At 30.3% G+C, this 20,662-nt stretch carries 19 protein-coding genes, 1 pseudogene and 1 riboswitch; of the genes and pseudogenes, 18 read left to right on the forward strand and 2 right to left on the reverse strand.

The window, feature by feature from the left end; all coding sequences use genetic code 11:
• The first annotated feature begins 4 nt into the window (after positions 1–4).
• From GXK57_RS17310 to GXK57_RS17350, 10 genes are all read left to right on the forward strand, one after another.
• Complete coding sequence (locus GXK57_RS17310; protein ID WP_160678765.1) at positions 5–2,485, forward strand: hypothetical protein; 2,481 nt, start codon at positions 5–7, stop codon at positions 2,483–2,485.
• The gene (locus tag GXK57_RS17315; RefSeq protein ID WP_160678767.1) at positions 2,485–3,201 is read left to right on the forward strand and encodes a distal tail protein Dit; all 717 of its coding nucleotides are present in this window, start codon (positions 2,485–2,487) and stop codon (positions 3,199–3,201) included. The genes GXK57_RS17310 and GXK57_RS17315 overlap by 1 nt, the downstream gene beginning before the upstream one ends.
• Before the next feature lie 38 nt (positions 3,202–3,239).
• Complete coding sequence (locus GXK57_RS17320) at positions 3,240–6,179, forward strand: BppU family phage baseplate upper protein (RefSeq protein WP_160678769.1); 2,940 nt, start codon at positions 3,240–3,242, stop codon at positions 6,177–6,179.
• A 254-nt stretch (positions 6,180–6,433) separates the two neighbouring features.
• Positions 6,434–7,234, forward strand: a complete 801-nt coding sequence (locus GXK57_RS17325; protein ID WP_160678771.1) for a type II toxin-antitoxin system PemK/MazF family toxin — start codon at positions 6,434–6,436, stop codon at positions 7,232–7,234.
• 414 nt (positions 7,235–7,648) lie between these two features.
• A complete protein-coding gene (locus tag GXK57_RS17330) occupies positions 7,649–8,029 on the forward strand; it encodes a hypothetical protein (protein ID WP_160678773.1) in 381 nt (126 codons plus the stop codon).
• 141 nt (positions 8,030–8,170) lie between these two features.
• Positions 8,171–10,207 carry a phage tail spike protein gene (locus tag GXK57_RS17335; RefSeq protein ID WP_160678775.1) on the forward strand — a complete coding sequence of 679 codons (2,037 nt, stop codon included), beginning with the start codon at positions 8,171–8,173 and terminating at the stop codon, positions 10,205–10,207.
• A gap of 11 nt (positions 10,208–10,218) precedes the next feature.
• Positions 10,219–10,341: a hypothetical protein gene (locus GXK57_RS26905; RefSeq protein ID WP_279285515.1), complete on the forward strand. Its 123-nt coding sequence runs from the start codon at positions 10,219–10,221 to the stop codon at positions 10,339–10,341.
• 200 nt (positions 10,342–10,541) lie between these two features.
• Positions 10,542–10,763: a BhlA/UviB family holin-like peptide gene (locus tag GXK57_RS17340; protein WP_160678777.1), complete on the forward strand. Its 222-nt coding sequence runs from the start codon at positions 10,542–10,544 to the stop codon at positions 10,761–10,763.
• Positions 10,764–10,775: 12 nt separating this feature from the next.
• Positions 10,776–11,471, forward strand: a complete 696-nt coding sequence (locus GXK57_RS17345; RefSeq protein WP_160678779.1) for a peptidoglycan recognition family protein — start codon at positions 10,776–10,778, stop codon at positions 11,469–11,471.
• Between the two features lie 368 nt (positions 11,472–11,839).
• Positions 11,840–12,388 (forward strand): hypothetical protein, encoded by a 549-nt coding sequence (locus tag GXK57_RS17350; protein ID WP_160678781.1) that lies wholly within the window; start codon positions 11,840–11,842, stop codon positions 12,386–12,388.
• A gap of 286 nt (positions 12,389–12,674) precedes the next feature.
• Here GXK57_RS17350 and GXK57_RS17355 read toward each other — a convergent pair whose 3' ends face one another.
• Positions 12,675–12,971 (reverse strand): DUF1871 family protein, encoded by a 297-nt coding sequence (locus tag GXK57_RS17355; protein ID WP_160678783.1) that lies wholly within the window; start codon positions 12,969–12,971, stop codon positions 12,675–12,677.
• A complete protein-coding gene (locus GXK57_RS17360) occupies positions 12,928–13,608 on the reverse strand; it encodes a hypothetical protein (RefSeq protein ID WP_160678785.1) in 681 nt (226 codons plus the stop codon). Before GXK57_RS17360 ends, GXK57_RS17355 begins: the two co-directional genes overlap by 44 nt.
• Positions 13,609–14,080: 472 nt before the next feature.
• On the opposite strand from GXK57_RS17360, the pseudogene GXK57_RS17365 reads away from it, so the two are divergent.
• The 8 genes and pseudogenes from GXK57_RS17365 to GXK57_RS17395 form a co-directional block, all read left to right on the forward strand.
• A pseudogene (locus tag GXK57_RS17365) lies at positions 14,081–14,258 on the forward strand (sporulation initiation factor Spo0A C-terminal domain-containing protein); the annotation flags it as partial.
• Positions 14,259–14,733: 475 nt separating this feature from the next.
• A complete protein-coding gene (locus GXK57_RS17370) occupies positions 14,734–14,937 on the forward strand; it encodes a hypothetical protein (protein ID WP_160678787.1) in 204 nt (67 codons plus the stop codon).
• Between the two features lie 466 nt (positions 14,938–15,403).
• Positions 15,404–15,504, forward strand: a riboswitch (SAM riboswitch).
• 285 nt (positions 15,505–15,789) lie between these two features.
• The gene (locus GXK57_RS17375) at positions 15,790–16,146 is read left to right on the forward strand and encodes a hypothetical protein (RefSeq protein ID WP_160678789.1); all 357 of its coding nucleotides are present in this window, start codon (positions 15,790–15,792) and stop codon (positions 16,144–16,146) included.
• A gap of 247 nt (positions 16,147–16,393) precedes the next feature.
• Positions 16,394–16,918 carry an NUDIX hydrolase gene (locus tag GXK57_RS17380; RefSeq protein WP_160678791.1) on the forward strand — a complete coding sequence of 175 codons (525 nt, stop codon included), beginning with the start codon at positions 16,394–16,396 and terminating at the stop codon, positions 16,916–16,918.
• A gap of 169 nt (positions 16,919–17,087) precedes the next feature.
• Positions 17,088–17,717, forward strand: coding sequence for a stage II sporulation protein M (gene spoIIM, locus GXK57_RS17385; RefSeq protein WP_160678793.1), 630 nt, complete (start codon positions 17,088–17,090; stop codon positions 17,715–17,717).
• An 11-nt stretch (positions 17,718–17,728) separates the two neighbouring features.
• Entirely contained in the window at positions 17,729–18,598 is an 870-nt protein-coding gene (locus GXK57_RS17390; RefSeq protein WP_160678795.1) for a tyrosine-type recombinase/integrase, read from the forward strand.
• Positions 18,599–18,871: 273 nt separating this feature from the next.
• A complete protein-coding gene (locus GXK57_RS26375; RefSeq protein ID WP_202127740.1) occupies positions 18,872–19,018 on the forward strand; it encodes a hypothetical protein in 147 nt (48 codons plus the stop codon).
• Between the two features lie 309 nt (positions 19,019–19,327).
• Positions 19,328–20,491, forward strand: a complete 1,164-nt coding sequence (locus tag GXK57_RS17395) for a D-alanyl-D-alanine carboxypeptidase family protein (protein ID WP_160678797.1) — start codon at positions 19,328–19,330, stop codon at positions 20,489–20,491.
• Positions 20,492–20,662: the final 171 nt, after the last annotated feature.

The following is a 20,662-nucleotide window of genomic DNA, read 5'->3' on the forward strand; positions in this document are numbered from 1 at the left end:
ATGGATGGGATATGATGTTTTTGACTTACAAGCTACGGTAGACTTACGCGATACAGTAACAGATAGACTAAAGCAAATACAAGCTGAAGCTCAGAATACTGATAGCAAATTAAATAGTTTAAGTGATAGGTTTTCTAAGTTTGGAGAAAAACTAACATCTTTAGGTGAAAGTTTAACTAAAAAATTAACATTGCCCCTTGCAGCGGCTGGTGTTGGCATAATAAAGTTAGCTGATGTTGCGAGCAATCTGGGAGAAGCCCAAAATGTTGTAGAAAACACATTTAAAAAGTCTTCAAAAGCGATAGAAGATTGGACAAAAACTACAGCTACTAGTGCTGGTATCTCGCAAACTGCTTCAACTCAATGGGTTGGCTTCATGGGAGCAATGCTTAAATCAAGTGGTGTTACAGAGCAATCCGCTGGCGATATGTCTAAGAAATTAGTACAGCTTACTGGAGATATGAGTTCTTTTTACAATGTATCTACTAATGATATGTGGGAAAAGATTCGTTCTGGTATATCTGGAGAAACAGAACCGCTAAAACAATTAGGGATTAATATGTCTGTTGCGAATTTACAAGCTTATGCCTTATCTACTGGAATTAAGAAGCAATATAAGGAAATGAGCCAAGCTGAGCAAACAACGTTAAGATATAATTATTTGCTTAGTGTAACTAAAGATGCACAAGGAGACTTTGGAAGAACTTTAGACAGTTCTTTTGCTAACCAAAGCAGAGTAGCAAAATTAAATTTAGAAAACTTAGCAACAACTATTGGTAGCAAGTTCTTACCATCTGTTTTAGAAGGTACAAAAGGATTAAATAGCTATGCTGTTGCTTTAAATAAAGCTCTTAGTGGAGAAAATCAATCAGCAACATTAGGTGGATTTATAAATAATATTGCAAATGGGATATCTAAACTTACACCAGACAAAATAGCTACTTTAGGTAAGCTTGGATTAGGTTTGGCAGCAGTCGGGCCCGCCCTAATTGGACTTGGCAAGGGAACACAAGTAATAATGGCGTTAGATAAAGGATTAACTAGTGGTATAGGATCATTAGGTAAGTTTGCTGGTAGTGCAGTTGGTAAATTTGGAGAAGCTAAGAATGCTATTGGTGGATTTACAACTAAGTTGAATCCTTTGGGTCAATTGATTGGTAGTAGATTAACTCCTATTACTGGAGTCTTTAATAATCTAAGCAATGGCTTTACTGGATTTCTAGGACGAGTTGGTGGTATTATACCTGAATTTTTAACTAATACATTTACAAGAGTAACAGGAGTTTTAGGTACATTAGGGGGAACTGCTGTAACAGGACTTAGCAATGTTATTGGAATAGCTATGAAGTTAATTGCTCCAGCGGCAGTAATTGGACTTTTGCTTATTGGATTAGGGTTAGCGCACCAGCAGTTAGGTACTCAATTGGATGCAACAATAGCTAGTATTACAGCTAAAGCACCGACTGTTATAAACAATTTTATAAATGGATTAGTTGCTAAAATACCTGAGTTGATGAAGACTGGTACTGATTTATTAATGAAGATACTAGAAGCGATTATAGCATCGGCACCAGCCTTAATAAATGGAGCAGCGACTTTAATAACATCCTTAGTAAATGGAGTAAGTCAAAACTTACCTAGATTAATTCCTATGGTATTGGATTTGATTCAAACTATCCTAATTGCTATAGTAAACAACCTACCACAGATTATAATGGCTGGATTAAATTTATTAGTAGCATTAGTACAAGGGATTAGTAACAACACAGATAAAATTGTAAATACAATAACTAATATAATAATTAAACTAGTACAAGTTATAGCTCAGAATTTACCTGCTATTATAGAAGCTGGCATTAAGATACTTGTTGCTTTAATTCAAGGTTTGAGTAGAGCTATTCCTCAGCTAATCGCATCTTTACCTCAGATATTTTCTGCTATTTGGAATGGACTAAAAGGAATGGACTGGGGGAGTATTGGTAGAAATATTATAGATGGTATTATACAAGGAGTTAAGGCTATGGCTAGTGGTTTAGCTAATAGTGTTAAGAATGTAGCTGGTGGAGCTTTAAGTGCTGTTAAAAGTTTTCTAGGAATACACTCTCCTTCCCGTAAATTTAGGGATGAAATAGGACAATATATACCTGCTGGTATAGCTGTTGGTATATCAGAAAATGGTGATGTAATTAATGATCAGTTAAAGCAACTTAGTGACGATATGAAGTTTGACACTGATTTAAATACAAGGATAAATGCTAGTAGCAATCTAACCCTAAGCAGTAACGTAAAACCGGTTAAAGCTAATAGTACAATTACAAAAGATAGAAAGAATGACACTGCAAGAGATAATGCACAAAAAGATAATCAACAAATAATACATGTGCATTTAAATGTAGATGGAAGAGAGTTAGCTCACGTAGTAGCCGAAAACCAAGATATATTAGATAGATATAATAGCAATGATTTAGGAGGTGTTTTTGCATAATGGTAAATAGCTTATATTTTAATAATAAGGATAGTTGGAAGGACTTAGATTTACTTTTTGTAGAGACTCCTTCTATTCCTATTAGTCTGGAAAATGTTGAAAACATAGAAGTTGACGGAAGAAACGGTACATTGACGAGAAAGTTAGGAACTTATAAAGATAAGGTTATTCCAATTAAGTTTAGATTGAATACTAAGGATGAACTATACTATAACAGAATACAAGAAATTGAAGAGTGGATGAATGTTGTAGAAGATAAAACAATGATATTTAGCTTTTATAATGAGAGAAAATTAATAGTAAAGAGTATACAAGCAACGGATATAAAAAGACAACTAGAGTGGTATGGAGAATTTGAGATTACATTTACATATGAACCTTTTAGTTATCCTCTGTATGAGGATAGTTTTGAAACTACAGATAAGATATTTAAGGTTTATAACACAGGAAATATCTATTGTGAACCTTACTATAAACTTACTGGCAACGGGGATATAACTATTAAAGTTAATAATAATAACATAACCATAACAGGTGTTAGTGGATACATAGAACTAGATAGCAATTTATACTTATGCTGGAAAGATATTTATAATTACACGAATAATATGACTGGTAAATTTGAATTTTTGCATCTACAGAAAGGTGAAAATAATATAGAAATAACTGGTGATGTAAGTAAAATAGAGATTAATTTGAGGACAAGGTATAGATAATATATCTTGTCTTTTTTATTACAAGGAGATGATATGATTTGAATATAACTAGGAAAATAATATTCGATTTGAATAATGAAATATATACAAGAATAGACGCAAAACAAAACGATATAAAAAGTAGATACATAGAATTTACACTAACGAATAATGGAGTAGCAGTAGATTTAACTGGACATACAGTAAAGATATTTGCTTTAAAAGTTGATAATACTATCATTTTTAATAATGTACAAATAACAGATGCAACAAACGGTAAGGTATTAGTAGAATTGACATCTCAAGCCTTAGCAGTTGTAGGAGAATTACAATGTGAGTTGGATATTTACGGAACAGACAATAGCGTACTAAGTAGTAAGGTGTTTATGATTAATGTACTTGCAAGCATAAGAAATGATAGTGCAATAGAGAGCACAAATGAATTTACAGCACTAACCGAAGGAATAACCAAGTTAAACGGATGGGATCAGCAGTTTCAAGGCAAGTATGATGGGTTAAATGCTGAATATGCTAGTCAACTAACATCAAATACAAATAAAATAGGCAATTTATCTGCGAATGGAATAACAGAATCAAGTCTTTCTGAAGCTATAAAAAATAACAGAACGCAATTGGCATCACATACAACACAATTAGCAGATAAACAGACTCAAATTAATAGTTTAAATACAAGCATAGCCAATAATGCTAACGCTATATCAGTACATACAAATCAAATACAATCATTAGCAAGTGGAAGTCCAGCTAATGTATTTTTAACTTTGACCGCTTTGCAATCTGATGCAAATGCAAACACTACTTCTGGTAAAACAAAAACATATGTAATTTCGGCAGATGGTGGTTGGTATTATTGGAATGGAAGCACATGGACTAGAGGTGGAACTTACCAAAGTACGGGAATTGCATTTAACTCAGTTAATGAGGCTATGACAACTTTTATAAATTCATATTATAATATGTATAATGATTCAAGTATAACTACAGGATATTATAGTTTAAGTGGCTCTGCTATAATTTCTAATAGTGGTGGAAGCAATTTATCAAAACACGCTGCGATACATTTAAAAGCTAATACTACATATAGTATTAGCCGACAGACAAGTGGATATTGTTATCTTGGAGATGCAAGTATGAACTGGATTTCAACATTATCGTTTTCAACAAGTGGAGGTTCTTTTACAACCACACAAGAATGTTATTTATATTTCACAGTTAACACTTCACTTTCACATAGTACTATAATGATAGTTGAAGGTTCATTACCTTCTACATTTCAATCATATGGCGTTGTTTATAAAAGAGATATAAGCAACTTGCTTAACTATGTTACACAAACGCAATTATCAAACTATCAACCCAATGACGGTTCTATAACAGAAGCAAAAACATCTTTTGTGAAAACATATTATAATATGTATAATGATGCTGCTTTAGTAAACGACAATTACTACACATGCCCTAGCACTACTATTGTTAATAGCAGTGGAACTGGAACAAACTTAGGAAATTTTCCAGCTATAAAACTAAAGGCAAATACGACATATTCATTAAGCAAATATCAGGGAACATATACTTTTATAGGTGATTCAAATGGTAATAAAATTGCAAAGCTATCAGATATTATTACTAATGGTAGTTTTACAACAACGCAGGATTGCTGTCTATATTTGACAATAGCAACAAATTTATCTCATAATACAATTATGTTGGTAGAAGGAACCTTACCTTCTACATTTCAGCCTTATAATGTGGTATATAAAAGAAAAATTGATAACCTCACTGATTATGCTTCTGCACAAGATCTTCAAGGTTATGCGACTGGTTCTGGATTGGTAAAATATACAGAGATTCATGTAAAACAAGATGGTACAGGGAATTTTACAACTATCTCATCTGCTATTGCATCGTTGACAGATCAGACTGTAAATAATCAAGTAAATGTATATATTCATGATGGTGTTTATAACGAGAATATTTCTGGATATATTCCAAATTACGTTAATCTTATTGGCTATAGTGGGGTAAGAGAAAATGTTGTAATTAACGGTTCATTACCTAATACTGCAAATGATACAGATATAACAAACATATCAACTATCAATCTACAACAGTCAAATACAATTAAAAATTTAACCATAACGGCAAGAAATATGAGATACGTAATACACTCAGAGTCGGCGAACTTTTATAAAGATTGGACGCAAATAGTTGACAATTGTTATTTAGAACATTATGGAAACCAAGATGTTATTAATTATAGAATTGCAAATAATCTAGACTATAGTGGAGTATGGACATCCCCAGGAGCGTGGATTGAAGGTGCCTCTAGTGGTTCTTATGCTAAATTCACAAGATGTAAGTTTGTTGCAAATGCTGCTGGTGGGGCTGCATGGAGCGTTCATAATAATACTGGATTTACGAAACCAATGCTTCATATTTTGGAAGATTGTGAATTAGTCTCTAAACAATATGGTTCTGTAAGATGTGAGGGGCTTAATAGTATTCAAAATGACAAGGTTTATATTAAAAACTGTTTTCTTGATGGAAATATATATTGTACAAACGCTTTAACAATTCAATGTATAGTTAGCGGTTCAACTCAAGTACCAAGTAGTACAACAACATATTTTGCAACAAATTCATCAGCATTATATACAGAATATACAAAGCACTTACTGAATAATACTGGAGCAGTTATCCCTGCTGGAACATTGGTGTGTTTCGATGGAGATATTACAAAAATTCGTAAAATGTTGAATACAGATAGTGCTAATATATTTGCTGGTTATACAATTGGGGATACAGCAACGGGCAATTATGCCACAGTTATCACAAATGGATATTATCGATATACTACAGATTTAACATTTGGTATACAGTACGGCGTAGATAACGGAGCACTATCTGCAAGTGCAACAAATAAAATTGGCATGAGTGTTGGTGGAGGTTTTGTTAAGGTAAAAAATCCAATGAGTTAATTTATACTAGAAAAATATTACGACATAACCACCCAATATAAAACAGATATTTTATGATAAGATTTTAGAAAATTGATTTTGAAAACAGTAGTAAAACAGAGTATTAAAGAGATTCAGAGAGTTTGAAATTGTAAGTTTTGCAGTTTTGAACTCTTTGTTACTTAGATACAAATTTCTTCATTCTCTTACAATATATTTAATTATATTACATATTGTGGTATAATGGACAAGTATTTGTGAGAGGAGTGAGGGAGATGGAGGAAGATTCCATTGAAACAAAGAAAACAACAGATATCTGTGATATAGAAACTGAGCTTTCAGAACATGAAATTGTAGAGCTTTCTGAAACGGAATCGACAACAAAAGTAAGAACAATCACAGACGTTTATAGCCAGCTTGGAAATACCATAAAATCCATAAGTAAATATACCGAACACATGGATATATCTAATACAAAAAGTCTAAAACAAACATATAATTTTTTATCTTGGACTACAATAAAGATAGATATGATATTAAAAGAAAATGATATAAAAATTCCTAAAAATATTATACCATCAACCATAAACAGTTATGTATATAAAAAACTTAAATTAGATATTCAAAAACTTATTGAAAAATTATATGTTAAAATTAAAATTTCTGATGCGGATTTTATGTATAAGCTTGATGTAAATAAAGAAATTTTAGAATCTGAAGTAAAGAGTTTGGCAGAAGCTTTAGTACTAAAACGAGGATCTGTAATTTGGGTTGAATTTGGCTTTAATATAGGTCATGAATTTGGTGGTAAGCATCCTGCTTTAATCTTAAAAAATATATCTGATGGCTTTGTAGTAGCACCTTTATCAAGTAAAAAACCTAAAGAAATAAAAGATTATCATGTAAAAGTAAATAGAGTTGATAATTTTACAGTAAAAAAATCCAGATGGATTAATATTCATAGAATAGTGCCAATAAGTATGGCAAGAGTAGATTTTGATTCTACCATAGGTAAGGTTCGTGGAGAAATATTAGATTCTATATCAACAGCTATTAAAAAATGTGGTATAAAATAGTAAAAAACTATTGCATAAATTTTAGATACATGATATTATAATATCATAATGATGTTTGATCGAGTTCCTAGTTGAACTCATAATATAATAAAATGTGATAGATGACTTCTTGTACAGAAGACATCGGTATAAGCCTGTTGGATTTTTCAATGGGCTTTTTACTATATATAATAATTTTATAAAATATACATATCAAAAGACTCTGATTAATTTCAGAGTCTTTTTTAATGCTATGAAATAAAAGTTTTATGGTAGAAAAACACAACCATTTCATTTAAAATATAATATTGGTTTTAATATAATTAAAAATATTATTAAAAACGATTGAAAAACATGTATATTCTTAATATAATTATATATATTGGTAATACTTATTTAAATTTAATAGAATTTTAATAGATAAGGGGGAAATATATGAATAAAACAAGTTCGTTTAGCTATTTTATTTTACACCAACATTTGGAGTTTTGGGCAAGTCTTATATTCACATTCATTATTATAGCTTTTATCTTTTTATTGGCTTTAACTTTGAAATTAAAAATGGATATCAATAAGTCTCTTAAAGTTTCTGGAATAATATCTTTAGTTATAATTATAGTTATAAGCATAGTATTACATAATTGCTATAATGATTATCAAAAACGAATTGCTGATTCTTCAAATGCAGAACTTGGCGATCTTAAAGAGTACTTTAATGATCTCAATCCATCTAAAAGTATTGATAAAGCAATATTGGGATATTTCCATGTTGATTATAATAAAGCTAATAGCTTGAATTCTGTAGATGATAATTAATTTAGGAAGTAATAAGTTAATAATATTTTTTGAAAATTGATGAATACAGGTAGAAAAATATTGCAATCAAAATTAAGAACTTAGAGTAAAATCTAGGTTCTTTTTTTATGTCTAAAAATAAATAGAAGATGAGGTGATATATTGATAAATATTTATGATAAATTGGCAAATAAAAATACGGTGATTAATACAAATGGATTAGCAGTACTTGACACCATATGCTTAAATGCAAGAATAACTGAGAAAATGAACGGGGAGTATGGATTAAATGCAACATTTATAATAGATCAAGAACATAATAGACATGAGTATATAGAGCAAGAAACTATTATTAAATGTGGTGATATATATGGAGATGAAGTATTTAGAATTGCCAAGTTGACTAAGACATTAAATGGTAGGATAGAAATTTATGCTAGGCATATAACATATGATACCAATGATATGTGGCTTGAAGATGTAAGACCAACAGGACAAAATGGATATCACTTCTTAGATTGGTTATTTACTCATACCACTAATCCTAACTCGGATTTTACTTATAATAGTAATATTACAAATGAAGGTACAAGCTATTTTTTAAATAAAAGTATTTATAATGCTATTTTTGATTCCGATAATAGTTTCTTAAATACTCTAGGTGGAGAAGTAGCTAGAAGACAATATAATATTACTATTAATAATCAGATAGGTTATGACAATGGAGTAAGCATAAGAAGTAGAAAGAATTTAACTGGGTTTGAAGCTTACACTGATATAGATACAGTGATTACTAGAATATATCCAAAGGGCAATAATGGGCTAACTATTGATGCTAAATATATTGATTCGCCTTACATCAGCAATTACTCAAAGATCAAGTCTGCTGAAATTCAATTTAATATTGGAGTAGATGAAGAAAATGGGATAACTGAAGCAATAGCAAAGCAAAGATTACTTGAAGAAGCGCAAAAGAAATTTAGTGTAGATAAGGTTGATATATTAAAAGCTCAATATAAAATTAATTTTGTTGAACTTAGTAAAACAGAGGAATATAAGAATTATGCAGTACTAGAGAGAATAAACCTAGGTGACTTTGTAAATGTGTACGAAGAAAACTTTGATATAAACATTAAGGTTAGAGCAGTAGAAAGATACTGGAATGTATTAAGACAGGAGCATACTAGTATTACACTAAGCAACTATGCAGTTCAAAGTAATATAGCTACAATAAATAAAGTTATAAATACTATAAATCAGTTCAAAGATCCTCAAAGTGGTTTCCTATCTCAAGCATATGAACAAATGAAATCTGGTTTAAGTAATAGCTATGTTGTTTGTAAACAGAATGAAATACTTGCTATGAATACTAAGGATAAAGCTACCGCAACCGAAGGGTTACAACTAACTAAGGATGGACTTTTAGGATATTCTAATGGTTTTAATAATCCTCCCAATGTTGCTATTATGATTGATGGTACTATAAATGGTAATATGGTTAGAACTGGAGTAATACAATCTCTTGATGGCACATTTAGGCTAGATTTAGGTGGTGGAAGTCTTACAACATATGATTACAACGGTAAAAAAGCTATTAAAATGGTAAATCAAATTATAAAATTCTTTAATTTTAATAGTGCTGAAAACGAAGAAGTTGGAAGAGTAACAAGTGGATATTATAACACAGACACAAGCAAAAGTGGAATTGCTATAATGGCACCTTCTGAAAAATTTATTGCTATATCTAAAATTACAGGAACTCTACCAACAGGACAAAACACAAGTGAAGATTATGTTGAGTTCGACATGGGAGCGCTGGGAAATGCTTATCCAATAACTTTGTATAAAGATGTTTCTGCTAAAGGGGATTTCTTGCACAAAGTAGGTGATAAATACTATTATGCTGCTACTAATGTCCAATGGGGAAATGTGTGGATAACTACCAATCAAGAAGTAAGGATTAATTTGGATGATGCTTTTAATAATTGTAGCTTTAAAACAATAAAAGTAAGTATTATAGGCACATACAGAAATAGCTACAACGCTCTAGGAGAATTTTATTTGAATAGTTATTACATAGAGAATAATCAGCTTGTGCTTAAAGGTGGAGTAACCCATAAATTAGTACAAAATGGAAGTGATACTTGGGTTACAGATGGACAAATAAATGTGCACTGGATGGTTATAGGTCAAAAGTAGGAGGGGAGAACATGATATACATAACATATTATAAAAAGGATGGAGAAATTACGGCTCCTTGCATTGTAAGTAGCACAGAGCAAATCTTTGATAGTGTTTTCGGTGTGAGAGCTGAAGAAATGAAGTTGATTTAAGATTCTTTATCTTTTAGCTTAGAAAATATAGATCAAGAAAATAGTTTTCTAAATGAAATTATTCGAGGTAATTATAAGGTGAATTTAGAAACTAAGCAACTAGAGAAAAAACAAGCTGAACAATTTAATATTAAGTATAATTAGTCGCTTCCGTTAAAGGGGTGGCTTTTATTATTTTGCCAAGGAAGGAGTGAAGTGAAATGGATGAACTAATGAAAGCAGCGATTAGTCAAGGTCTTGGCTATGCGCTTTTTGTATTTTTACTGATATATGTATTAAAAACTACTAAGGATAGAGAGCAAAAGTTAAACGAAACTATAACAGAAAATCAAAATATAATTGTAAAGCTAACTGAGAAGTTCAATATAGTTGAAGATATAAAAGAAGATATAAAAGGTATAAAAGACAAGATATTTAGATAGGAGATGTTTAGGTTGAATATAATACAAAATAATTTTGCTTGGAATGGTACTTTCACTGATGGTGAAAACAAGCCTAACAAAATAGTATGGCATAATGCTGATGCTTCAAGTTGCACTGTAGAAGATATACATAGTTGGCATCTTGCTAATGGATGGGCTGGTATAGGGTATCATTTGTTTATTAGGAAAGATGGATCAGTATATCAAGGAAGACAATTTGGTTGGAGGGGAAGTCACTGTCCTACTGCAAATTACAATAGTATTGGAGTGTGTTGTGAAGGTAAATATATGTCTGAACAAATGCCAGCAACTCAATTACAGGCTTGCTTAGAAGTTAAAGCATACTTGCAAGGTTTATATGGAAATATGCCTAGTTATGGACATAGGGAGTTATGGCAAACAGATTGCCCTGGTATTAATTTTCCTTTGGATAATATAAAGAATGGTCAAGCACAAGTTAATACAGTAACACAAAATAATAATGTAGAAGGTGATTATATGGCTAAGGTTTGGAGAAATGGAAATAGTGAAGAAAGAGTTTATAATGATTATAATTTAACTAATCAAATTGGGATTATTGATCCACATGAAGAAGCTGAAGCTATAGCTGATTTAGGAAATAGAATGGTAGTTATATATAATGGTGTAGATGCTAATAAAAGAGCATGTAAAAAGACAGGGTTTGTAGTGTGGCGTGGAGGACTATAACTGATTGGGGAAATACCAATGAGTTTAAATTGATGTTTGCGATTTCGCTATCGTTTATATTTTGGGATTTCCCAAAGCGATTGAGTAATCTCTGATACTCGAATATTGGGGCTGTCCCAACATTCATTTTTTGAATAGTTTTTCGGAGTTTTCCGAGTAATCTCGATAGATAATTCCGATTGAGTTTTTAGCGATTTCGCGATTAACTGGTTACCGAAATGGTATTGAGTTTGGTGTACGGTGTGTACATTGTGGACATTGTTATCGTTCTTAGCGATATCTTTGATTAGTTCTGTGTCACTCGGTGTGGTCGATACTATCCACCTCATCAACAAAATAAATTTTAAATTACAAGGAGATGTATATATATGAATATAGAAATAATTATAGATGTTTTATTAATGGTAAGTTGCTTAATTTCAATTTCCGCTTTGGTAGTGAGCTACTTAGAGAAGAAAGGTGTAAATGTTGAGAAAGTAATTGATACAGCAGAAGAAATAGAGAATGTTGCTGGAGAAGGAATAAACATAGCGAAGTCAATATTTCCTGATAATAAGATAGTTAACGCTATGGATTTAGTAGAAAAAGTTGCGGTAAAGTATACTAAAAATGCTGAGCAATTATATCAAGCCAATAAGCTGGATAAGGATGCTAGAAATGCTGTAGTTAAGCAACAAGTATCAAATATGCTAAAAGATTTAGGTATAGAAGAGACTGATGCGGTGAAAGAGTTTGTTGATGCGACTATAAATGAAGTATGTTGTATTCTACCTCATCAATCTGAGCAAGATAAGACTCTACAAGCTCAATTACAACAAAGCAATAATCAGCTTCAGGCTCAGGTACAGGATTTACAACAGTCTAATATGCAACTACAAAGTAAGTTAAATAATGTACAACAAGCAGTTCAAGCATAATATATGAAGAAACAGAAATACAATAATAAAAAGACTGAGAAATATGGTCATAAATGGGATAGCTTAATAGAGCTGTCATTCTATGAGCATTTATTAGGTCAATAAATAGCTTATTATATAATAAAACAAATGCTATTTATTGACCTTTTGTGCTGGATATAATCCATTTGTTGACTGTATCCATTATTGGGTTCAATATGCAATAGTCAATATTATTATATTCAAGAAATATATAATTACTTTGCATATTGCAGTCAGAATATGAATTATAGTTTGAACTTTGGTTTTAGAGCTGAATTATTTGCTTAGCTATTTCTAAGCAGTCAGATTCAGTTTGTCTAAAAATTCCAGAAAAACTAAAATTGAAAACGTCAAATATAATTTGTCCTAGTATTTCTGTACTAATATCTTGATTAGAATTGGCGAGGTCAACGATTCTTTTTATTTCTCTGTCGTATTCGTTTGGAGTTGTAAAGTCTATAAGTTTGAATGGATCCCATTTATCAATTACTTTTTTTGTGTTTTTAAAATTAATAATATTACCACCTCCAATTGCTGGTACCCCATCTCCATGTTTTACCAAAATCTACATTTTTATATATAGTAATTACATTATTGACTTCTTTATCAACAACTACTGCTATGTCTCTAGTCTTGTCCCAAATAATTCTAGCATCAGTAAATAAGTCTTCATAGTGACGACCATCCTCCATTGCTTCAGCAACTGTTTCTTCTGATAGTGAATCTGCTATTGCTTCTTGAGCAGCGTGGTAGCTTACATCAACTTGAACATTAAGATATCCAGCGATAAGCAATTCAGCTTCAAGTAACCATAATCCAGGATCTGTGTTCATATATGGTTTCATTACGCCATTAGTATTTGAGCCATCTGAAGGTGAATGAGTGGAGTAGAATTCTTTAACTGATGGATAAAAAGCACTTTGAATATTAGAAGGTAATTTTGATAGTTGATCTTTTAAGAATTTGTCATGTTCAACAAATTGTTTTGGATCCTTTGATAACTCGTCTAATTTTGATTTAGGTAGCTTTTCGATATATTTATCGACAGAATCCATTATCTTCTCATAGTTAGAATTCTGGGAAGATTGTGCGATTGAAGTAGATTGTTGAGAACTATCAATTGTTTTTGCATATGCAACGCTATTAAGACTAAGTGTTAATGTACTTGCTATTATTATGGAAGTTATAATTTTTTTCATAACACATCTCCTATAAAAAAAATTTTTTTTTGGATATCCAATATAAATATGATACTTCTTTTGAGTATAAATGTAAACAGACAAAAAGTTATTTTTTTTAAAACAAGTAAAAAAATGTTAATAAATTAGAACTGGTTTTAGCATAGAAAGTTGTACCTTTTAGTTATTTATATATTATTGAAGCTACAATTACAAGCAAAAGTATTGTAGCTATTTTTATGTTAGCATCTATTGTTATAAAACTATTTTTAGATTTCATATAATTCACATCACTTATGATTATGGACAAGGTGCAGAAAAAGAATACATATAATATGAAGGGATTTTTATAAATTATATCTTAAGTAATATACTCGTAAATGATATATTGTTTAAAATATAATTTATTTAATAGTTTTAATGTAAAATATAGTATAGTAACTTTACAAGGTAAGATATTATAAAGTATAATATTCATATACCAATAAATTGTAAAGATATATACCAACTGATTAAGAAATATTTATACAGTTTGAGTAGATTAAATAGTTTAAATAAATGGCACAACGGAGCGGTTCTACACTGTTCACAATGATAAAGGCAAGCCAACAAACAGTGAATTTATTGCTATGGTCGCAGATAAATTAAGACTTAAGAATAAGGTTAGCTAAACATAAATTGGTTCTATAACACTCATTATAAAGTTTTATAAGGCTGCAATAAGATAACAATAGCTTATAGTATATTTAATTATGATTTATAAACTTTAAAAAGTTTTGATAAAAACCTTCTATTTTCATAGAGATATGATTATAGAAGGCTTTTTATTTGTAAGAAGTATCATAGTAATATTTTGAATAGAACATTGAATTAAAACTGGGGATATTTATAAAAAAGAATAGATAAGAAAGAGTAGTGAGAAGGATTGTTTTTGAATGAAGCCTAATTATTAAAGTCTTTTAAAAGTAGATCAATAAGGATTATGAGACTATTATATAAATTAATTCAAAGGAATTTGATAGACTCAGAACTGATTGCATAAGAAGTGAAGTTTGTGATATTGTTTGCATATAGTTGTATAATATGGTTATAAGAGGAATAGAGTTAATATATAAATAATGAAATTTTATCTAGAAGGGGAGTATTATGAAGAAGCGGTTATCATATTATGATTGCAATTTGATTAAAGAATTAATTAAGTTAGGGTTTGGAGTAATATGCCTTCTCATAGAAACTATATATGGTTTTGATGTAATATCGCTTAATTTTCAATTTATGATTAGTATCCTTGTTATTGCATGTGGAAACGTAGAGTTCATTTTTAATGTTTTATGTAATGAATCTAGATAAAGTAGTTTTTTAGTAGTAGGTTAGTGTATGATTATTAAAGGCTATCAATAATATATATGGATGGGCTTCTTCAGAAACTGAGATTATTTGAAAACTATTTTATATGATTTATAAGATAGTTGATATAATAATAAATTGTTAATAATTTGAAAAGCTATATAACTTTATTGACTTACTAGTATAAAAATAATATAATTAAGAAAAGTTAATAATATTTATCAAGAGTCATGGAAGAGGATTAGCTCGCTATTACCGTGGCACCAACCTGCAGCTTAATGCAAGGTGGTAAAACTAATAATGATAAGTAGGTTTTGGTCTTCAATACCTCTTATCTTTTGATAGAGGTTTTTAATTTTTGGTTTTAAAAAAGTATATTTTAAATAAAGTTGTTAATAAATATGCTTATATGACTTAAAGGCATATATATGATAAAGAGTAATAAAGAAAAATTATAATTGAATAAGATTGCTTATAAAGAGTAAGGGAGAGAATGGGCTCGATGAACTTACAGCAACCTACTAAGGTGTGGTGCTAATACCTACCATATTTCATATGGGACTATAAGATTAATAGATTATGGCTTCCTTATGATTGATAGATCAAAGGAAGTTTTTTTATTCTTTAAGAAATTATATTTTATATAAATATATGTAAAAGTATGTGTCGACAGCTTAAATATAGATTATGGCAGAAAGAATAAGAAAGAAAAATTATGGAGCCTGCCCAATTTTTTTCATATGCATGGGGAAAGGCAGATGGCAAAAAAATTCACTAAAGAAAGTTATTTTAGGGAAGTTTAATTATCTATGGGTATATATGAGATTGAAGATTTTATAAAGGAGAGAAATATATATGAAGGGACTAAATGCAGCAAATAAAAGAGTAGTAGTCGGAGGAGGAACTTTTACAGATTCTTTGATAAGGAATACTGCTAGTACAGAAGAATATGTAGAATATGTTATTTCGCTGATTAATAATTATTTATTCAGTGGAAAGGATATTGTAGATTATCTAATGGATTCGGAAAATCTATATTTATATCATGGCGAGGATGAAATCTTAAATCTTTCACAAAAATATATAGATAGCTTTAGGCAGTCAGGAATATTGGCCTTTGACAAGTTTATAATAGAAATATTGTCCGCTAATGGTTTTGAGCTAAATAAGAGAAACAATTATTATGATAAATTGAGAAAAGCTTCTATGTAGTTAGAAGGATTTAATCTGTTTACTTTTGTGAATATCTGGTATATTATTGAATTTAAAAGTATATAGGGTTTCATTACATTTAGTAACTTATGCTTGCTCTAAAAGCTTAGCTTCTTAGGGGAAGGACATGTATATGTTAATAGTTGAATTAAGAACTCTATAAAGATGAGGCACTTCAACTTGACAATATAGATTGCTTAATAAGTGGAGCGTCTATATAATAGCTAAGCAGTTATGGAGGTTTATTATGGAATATAATTTGAATGAAAATACTTTAGAAGAGGAATTAAAATATACTGGAGATTTTATAAAAGTTGTAAGAACGAAAGTAACTCTTCCTGATGGAAGGGAAGGGCATAGAGATATAGTAAGGCATCCTGGTGCAGTTGCTATAGTGGCTATTAAGGATGATGGAAAAATACTAGTAGTTGAGCAATTTAGAAAGCCAGTTGAGAAAGAATTGCTAGAGATTCCAGCGGGAAAGCTTAATAAAGGAGAAGATCCTTTGGAAGCTGCAAAAAGGGAGCTTAAAGAGGAAACTGGATATAGCTGTGAGGATATTCAGTACTTAGGTAAAATAGCCACCGCACCTGGATTCTGTGATGAATATATATCTATATATAAGGCTACAGGATTAACTAAAGGAAACACGGAATTTGATGAGGATGAGTTTATTAATCTTAAAGAATTTAGTTTAGAAGACTTAAAAATAATGATAAGAGAAGGAAAAATTGAGGATGGCAAGACTATTGCATCGCTTCAGTTCTTATAAGCTTTAGTGCTTTATAAAATATATACTACAATCGGTTATATATTTAAATGTATAAAATCTTAAGTAAGGAAAAAGTTCATCTTATATTCACCATTTACATAATTTCTTTAAGTATATCTTTGAAGATTTGAACATAATATTTATTAAGGAAAAAAAGGGGGATAAAAAGATGAACGCATTTATTAATAAGATCAATGAAAACTTAAGAGAAAATAAACTGATTTACATCATAATTACAATTACTTTTATAATTGGTTTGATTTTAGGTGTGTATTCGACCTTGTATATGAGCCAATCAAGTAAAAGTGATGTTACAAGTTATTTTAACAGTTTTGTTTCTTCGGTTAGTGACAAGCAGATTAATTATAAGGACTTGGTAATAGAATCTGTAAAAAACAATTTAATATTTTTTGTTTCAATACTGCTTCTAGGACTTATTTTTATAGGAGCACCTTTTGTTCTTCTTATAGTTCTTGGAAAAGGTTTTTTAATTGGATTTTCATTTTCGCTATTAGTTAATGTACTTGGCAATAGAGGAATTGGACTAGCTCTCATAGCGCTGCTTCCTCAAAATATTGTAATTGTTCCATTTATAATAATATGTAGTAGTCTTTCAATACAGTTTTCTATGGCAAAGCTTAAAAGCAAATTTACTAAATCAATTATGTCAAATGAAGCAATAGTTAGTTATGTTAACTTCTACTTGTTTTCAGCGGTATTTCTAGTTGCTGGAATTTTCTTGGAAACATATATAGTTCCTAACCTAATGAAAATAATAATTAAGAAATTTTATGTATAGGATGTTATGATATGAATGAATTTATTAACTTATATAAAGAAAACTTAATAGCTAAAAATAAAAGCAATAACACAGTAGAGGCTTATGTTACTGACATTGTAGGATATTATAATTATCTTATAGAAAACAAGGTAGAACCTTTTGATAATGATTACTCAGTGAATTATTATGTACAAGCTATATCTGATGTTAAAAGTACAAAATCTATAGAGAGGTGCATTATAGCGCTGAGAAGTTTTTATAGGTTTCTAAGTGATAAAAATCTTGTGAAGGAAATACCAAAGTTTCCGAAGCTAGATAGAAATGAAAAGAGGAATATAGGACCTATATTGACCATAAGTGAGGTTGAACAGATTATTGAATCCATTGACACTACCAATATAAAGGGTATAAGGGATAGGGCAGTTTTGGAGATGCTTTACGGCACCGGTATAAAGGCAACAGAGGCTATTTCTTTAACCTTAGAAGATGTGAACCTAGACTTAAATTTCATTAATTGCAAAGACGGTAAGGGGTTAGAAAGAATAATCCCTTTTGGGAGAGCAGCAAGAAGTGCAATGGTTGATTATCTTCCACAAAGAAGAAAGCTGAGTACAGAAAGTCATATGTTATTTTTAAATCTAAATGGCAAGGGACTAACAAGACAAGGCATATGGAGAATAGTTAAGGAATACAGTGAAAAAGCAAATATTGAAAAAGATATAAACTTAAACACCTTAAGACATTCATTTGCCATACATCTATTGGAAAATGGCGCTCACCCTAAGACTGTCCAGCAGCTTATGGGAACTCATGTAATGAATTATATGGACTTATATTTTGAGTATGTTTCAAAAGATAAGGTTAATATATCTTATAATAATTTTCACCCAAGAGCATAAAAATTTTAAAATCTAAGAAAATTATAAAATTATTTATTGGTTAAACCTAGTGGTTTAAATGTGATACACTAGCTAAAGATGTGCAGCTTTAAAGCAAAATTTGTTTTAAAGATTCCTCTGTATTTTGAGAGAAGAATTTAAAAATAAGACTCTGTTTAAGAATACTGTTGAAAATAAGATAAGTTTAATTGTTAATATAATCCATATAGTGTATAATTAGGTTATTTAACAAATAGTAATTTATAATGAATTAATTTAACTGGAGGCATCTATATGAAAAAATACGAGTATAAATGTGTTTGCATACGGGGTGGTGCAGAGAAAACATCAAGAACATTAACTGAATACGGACAGCAAGGGTGGGAATTAGTATGTATATGGTGGGCTTGGCATTATTTAAAAAGAGAAATAGAAAATTAAGGTACTTCGGAGGCTTCTTATTAAACTAACTAAAGGCATCCTTAATTAGTTGTCTTTGTAATTTCAACATTGTTGCTAAACAGAGCAAAAAATATTAATTTTATTACCTAGTAATACAGCTAGATTTATGTTAAAGAGTAAAAAATAAACTTTAGGGTTACCTAGGGTTTATTTTTTTTTACTTTCTGTATCTTCCTTTTATGCATTATGAAAGGTATATTTGAAAAAATATTTATATGAATATGATTAATGTTTTTTTTCATAATTTATTTTATTTTGGTAAAAATAATGTCGAAAGGAGGAGTAAAGATGAAAAAAAATAAATATCAATTAATATGTTTTCTATTATCAATAATTATCTTCTTAGGACTATTTTCATTCCCTGTATTTGCAGAAGAACAAATAAAGGTAGAAGCGAAGTCAGCAATACTTATGGAGGCTGTAAGCGGAAAAATATTATTTGAGCAAAACTCTCATGAAAAATTTGCTCCAGCATCTGTAACAAAAATAATGACAATGCTTTTAGCCATGGAAGCTGTGGATAGCGGAAAAATAAAGCTTAGCGACAAGATCACAGCTAGTGAAAATGCTAAAAAAATGGGTGGAAGCACAATGCTTCTTGATACTGGTGAAATAAGAACTGTGGAGGAAATACTTAAAGGTATTGCAATAGCATCTGGAAATGATGCTGCAGTTGCTATGGCTGAGTATCTTGGAGGTACAGAAGCTAGCTTTGTTAATATGATGAATGCAAAGGCTCAAGAGCTTGGAATGAAGGATACAACTTTTAAAAACTGTACTGGACTTCCAGCAGATGGTCATCTTTCTACTGCTTATGATATATCTCTAATGTCAAGAGAATTACTAAAGCACCCTAAAATATTAAAGTATACTGGTACATATATGGATAATATTTCTGAGGGCAGAAAGTCACCTATAGAGCTAGTAAATCATAATAAGTTAGTTAGATTTTTTAAAGGTTGTGACGGCTTGAAGACTGGATTTACTAACGATGCAAAGTACTGCATCTCAGCAACAGCTACAAGAGATGGAGTAAGAATGCTATCAGTAATAATGGGAGCACCAACCTTCAAGATAAGAAACAGAGATGCTAGCATGCTTTTAAACTTTGGTTTTTCAAAATTTGAAAGTAAAAAGATATTTGCAAAAGATCAAGATGTGGAAAAGATAAGTATGAGTAAGAACGGAGAAAAGTTCTTTATAGCAAAAGCTAAAGATGATGCAATAATAACTTGTGAAAAAGGTTCATCAGACAAGATTGCTAAGAAGATAACTTTAAATACTGATAAAGTTAAATATAAAAAGGGCGAGACAGTAGGAAAATGTGAATTCTTTTTAGGTGAACAGCTAGTAGGTTCAGTTGAGTTGTATGCTGATAGAGACATAAAGAGAGCAAACTTCCTAGAAAACATAAAATATAATTTTCAAAACCTATTTAAAGGTGGAGTATAAGAAGGATTTTACATCCTTCTTTTTTTATTCTTTTTGAAGTTATATTTTAGATAGATTCGTTGATGAGTACGTGCAGATATCTTAAATGTATATATCGGAGAAAGAATAAAAAAAGAAAAAATTAAGTCGCCTGCCAGAATTTCTTCACATACGTTCAGAAAAGGCAGATGC

It is taken from the genome of Clostridium sp. C8-1-8, from assembly GCF_009928445.1.
Taxonomy (GTDB): Bacteria; Bacillota; Clostridia; order Clostridiales; family Clostridiaceae; genus Clostridium_AR.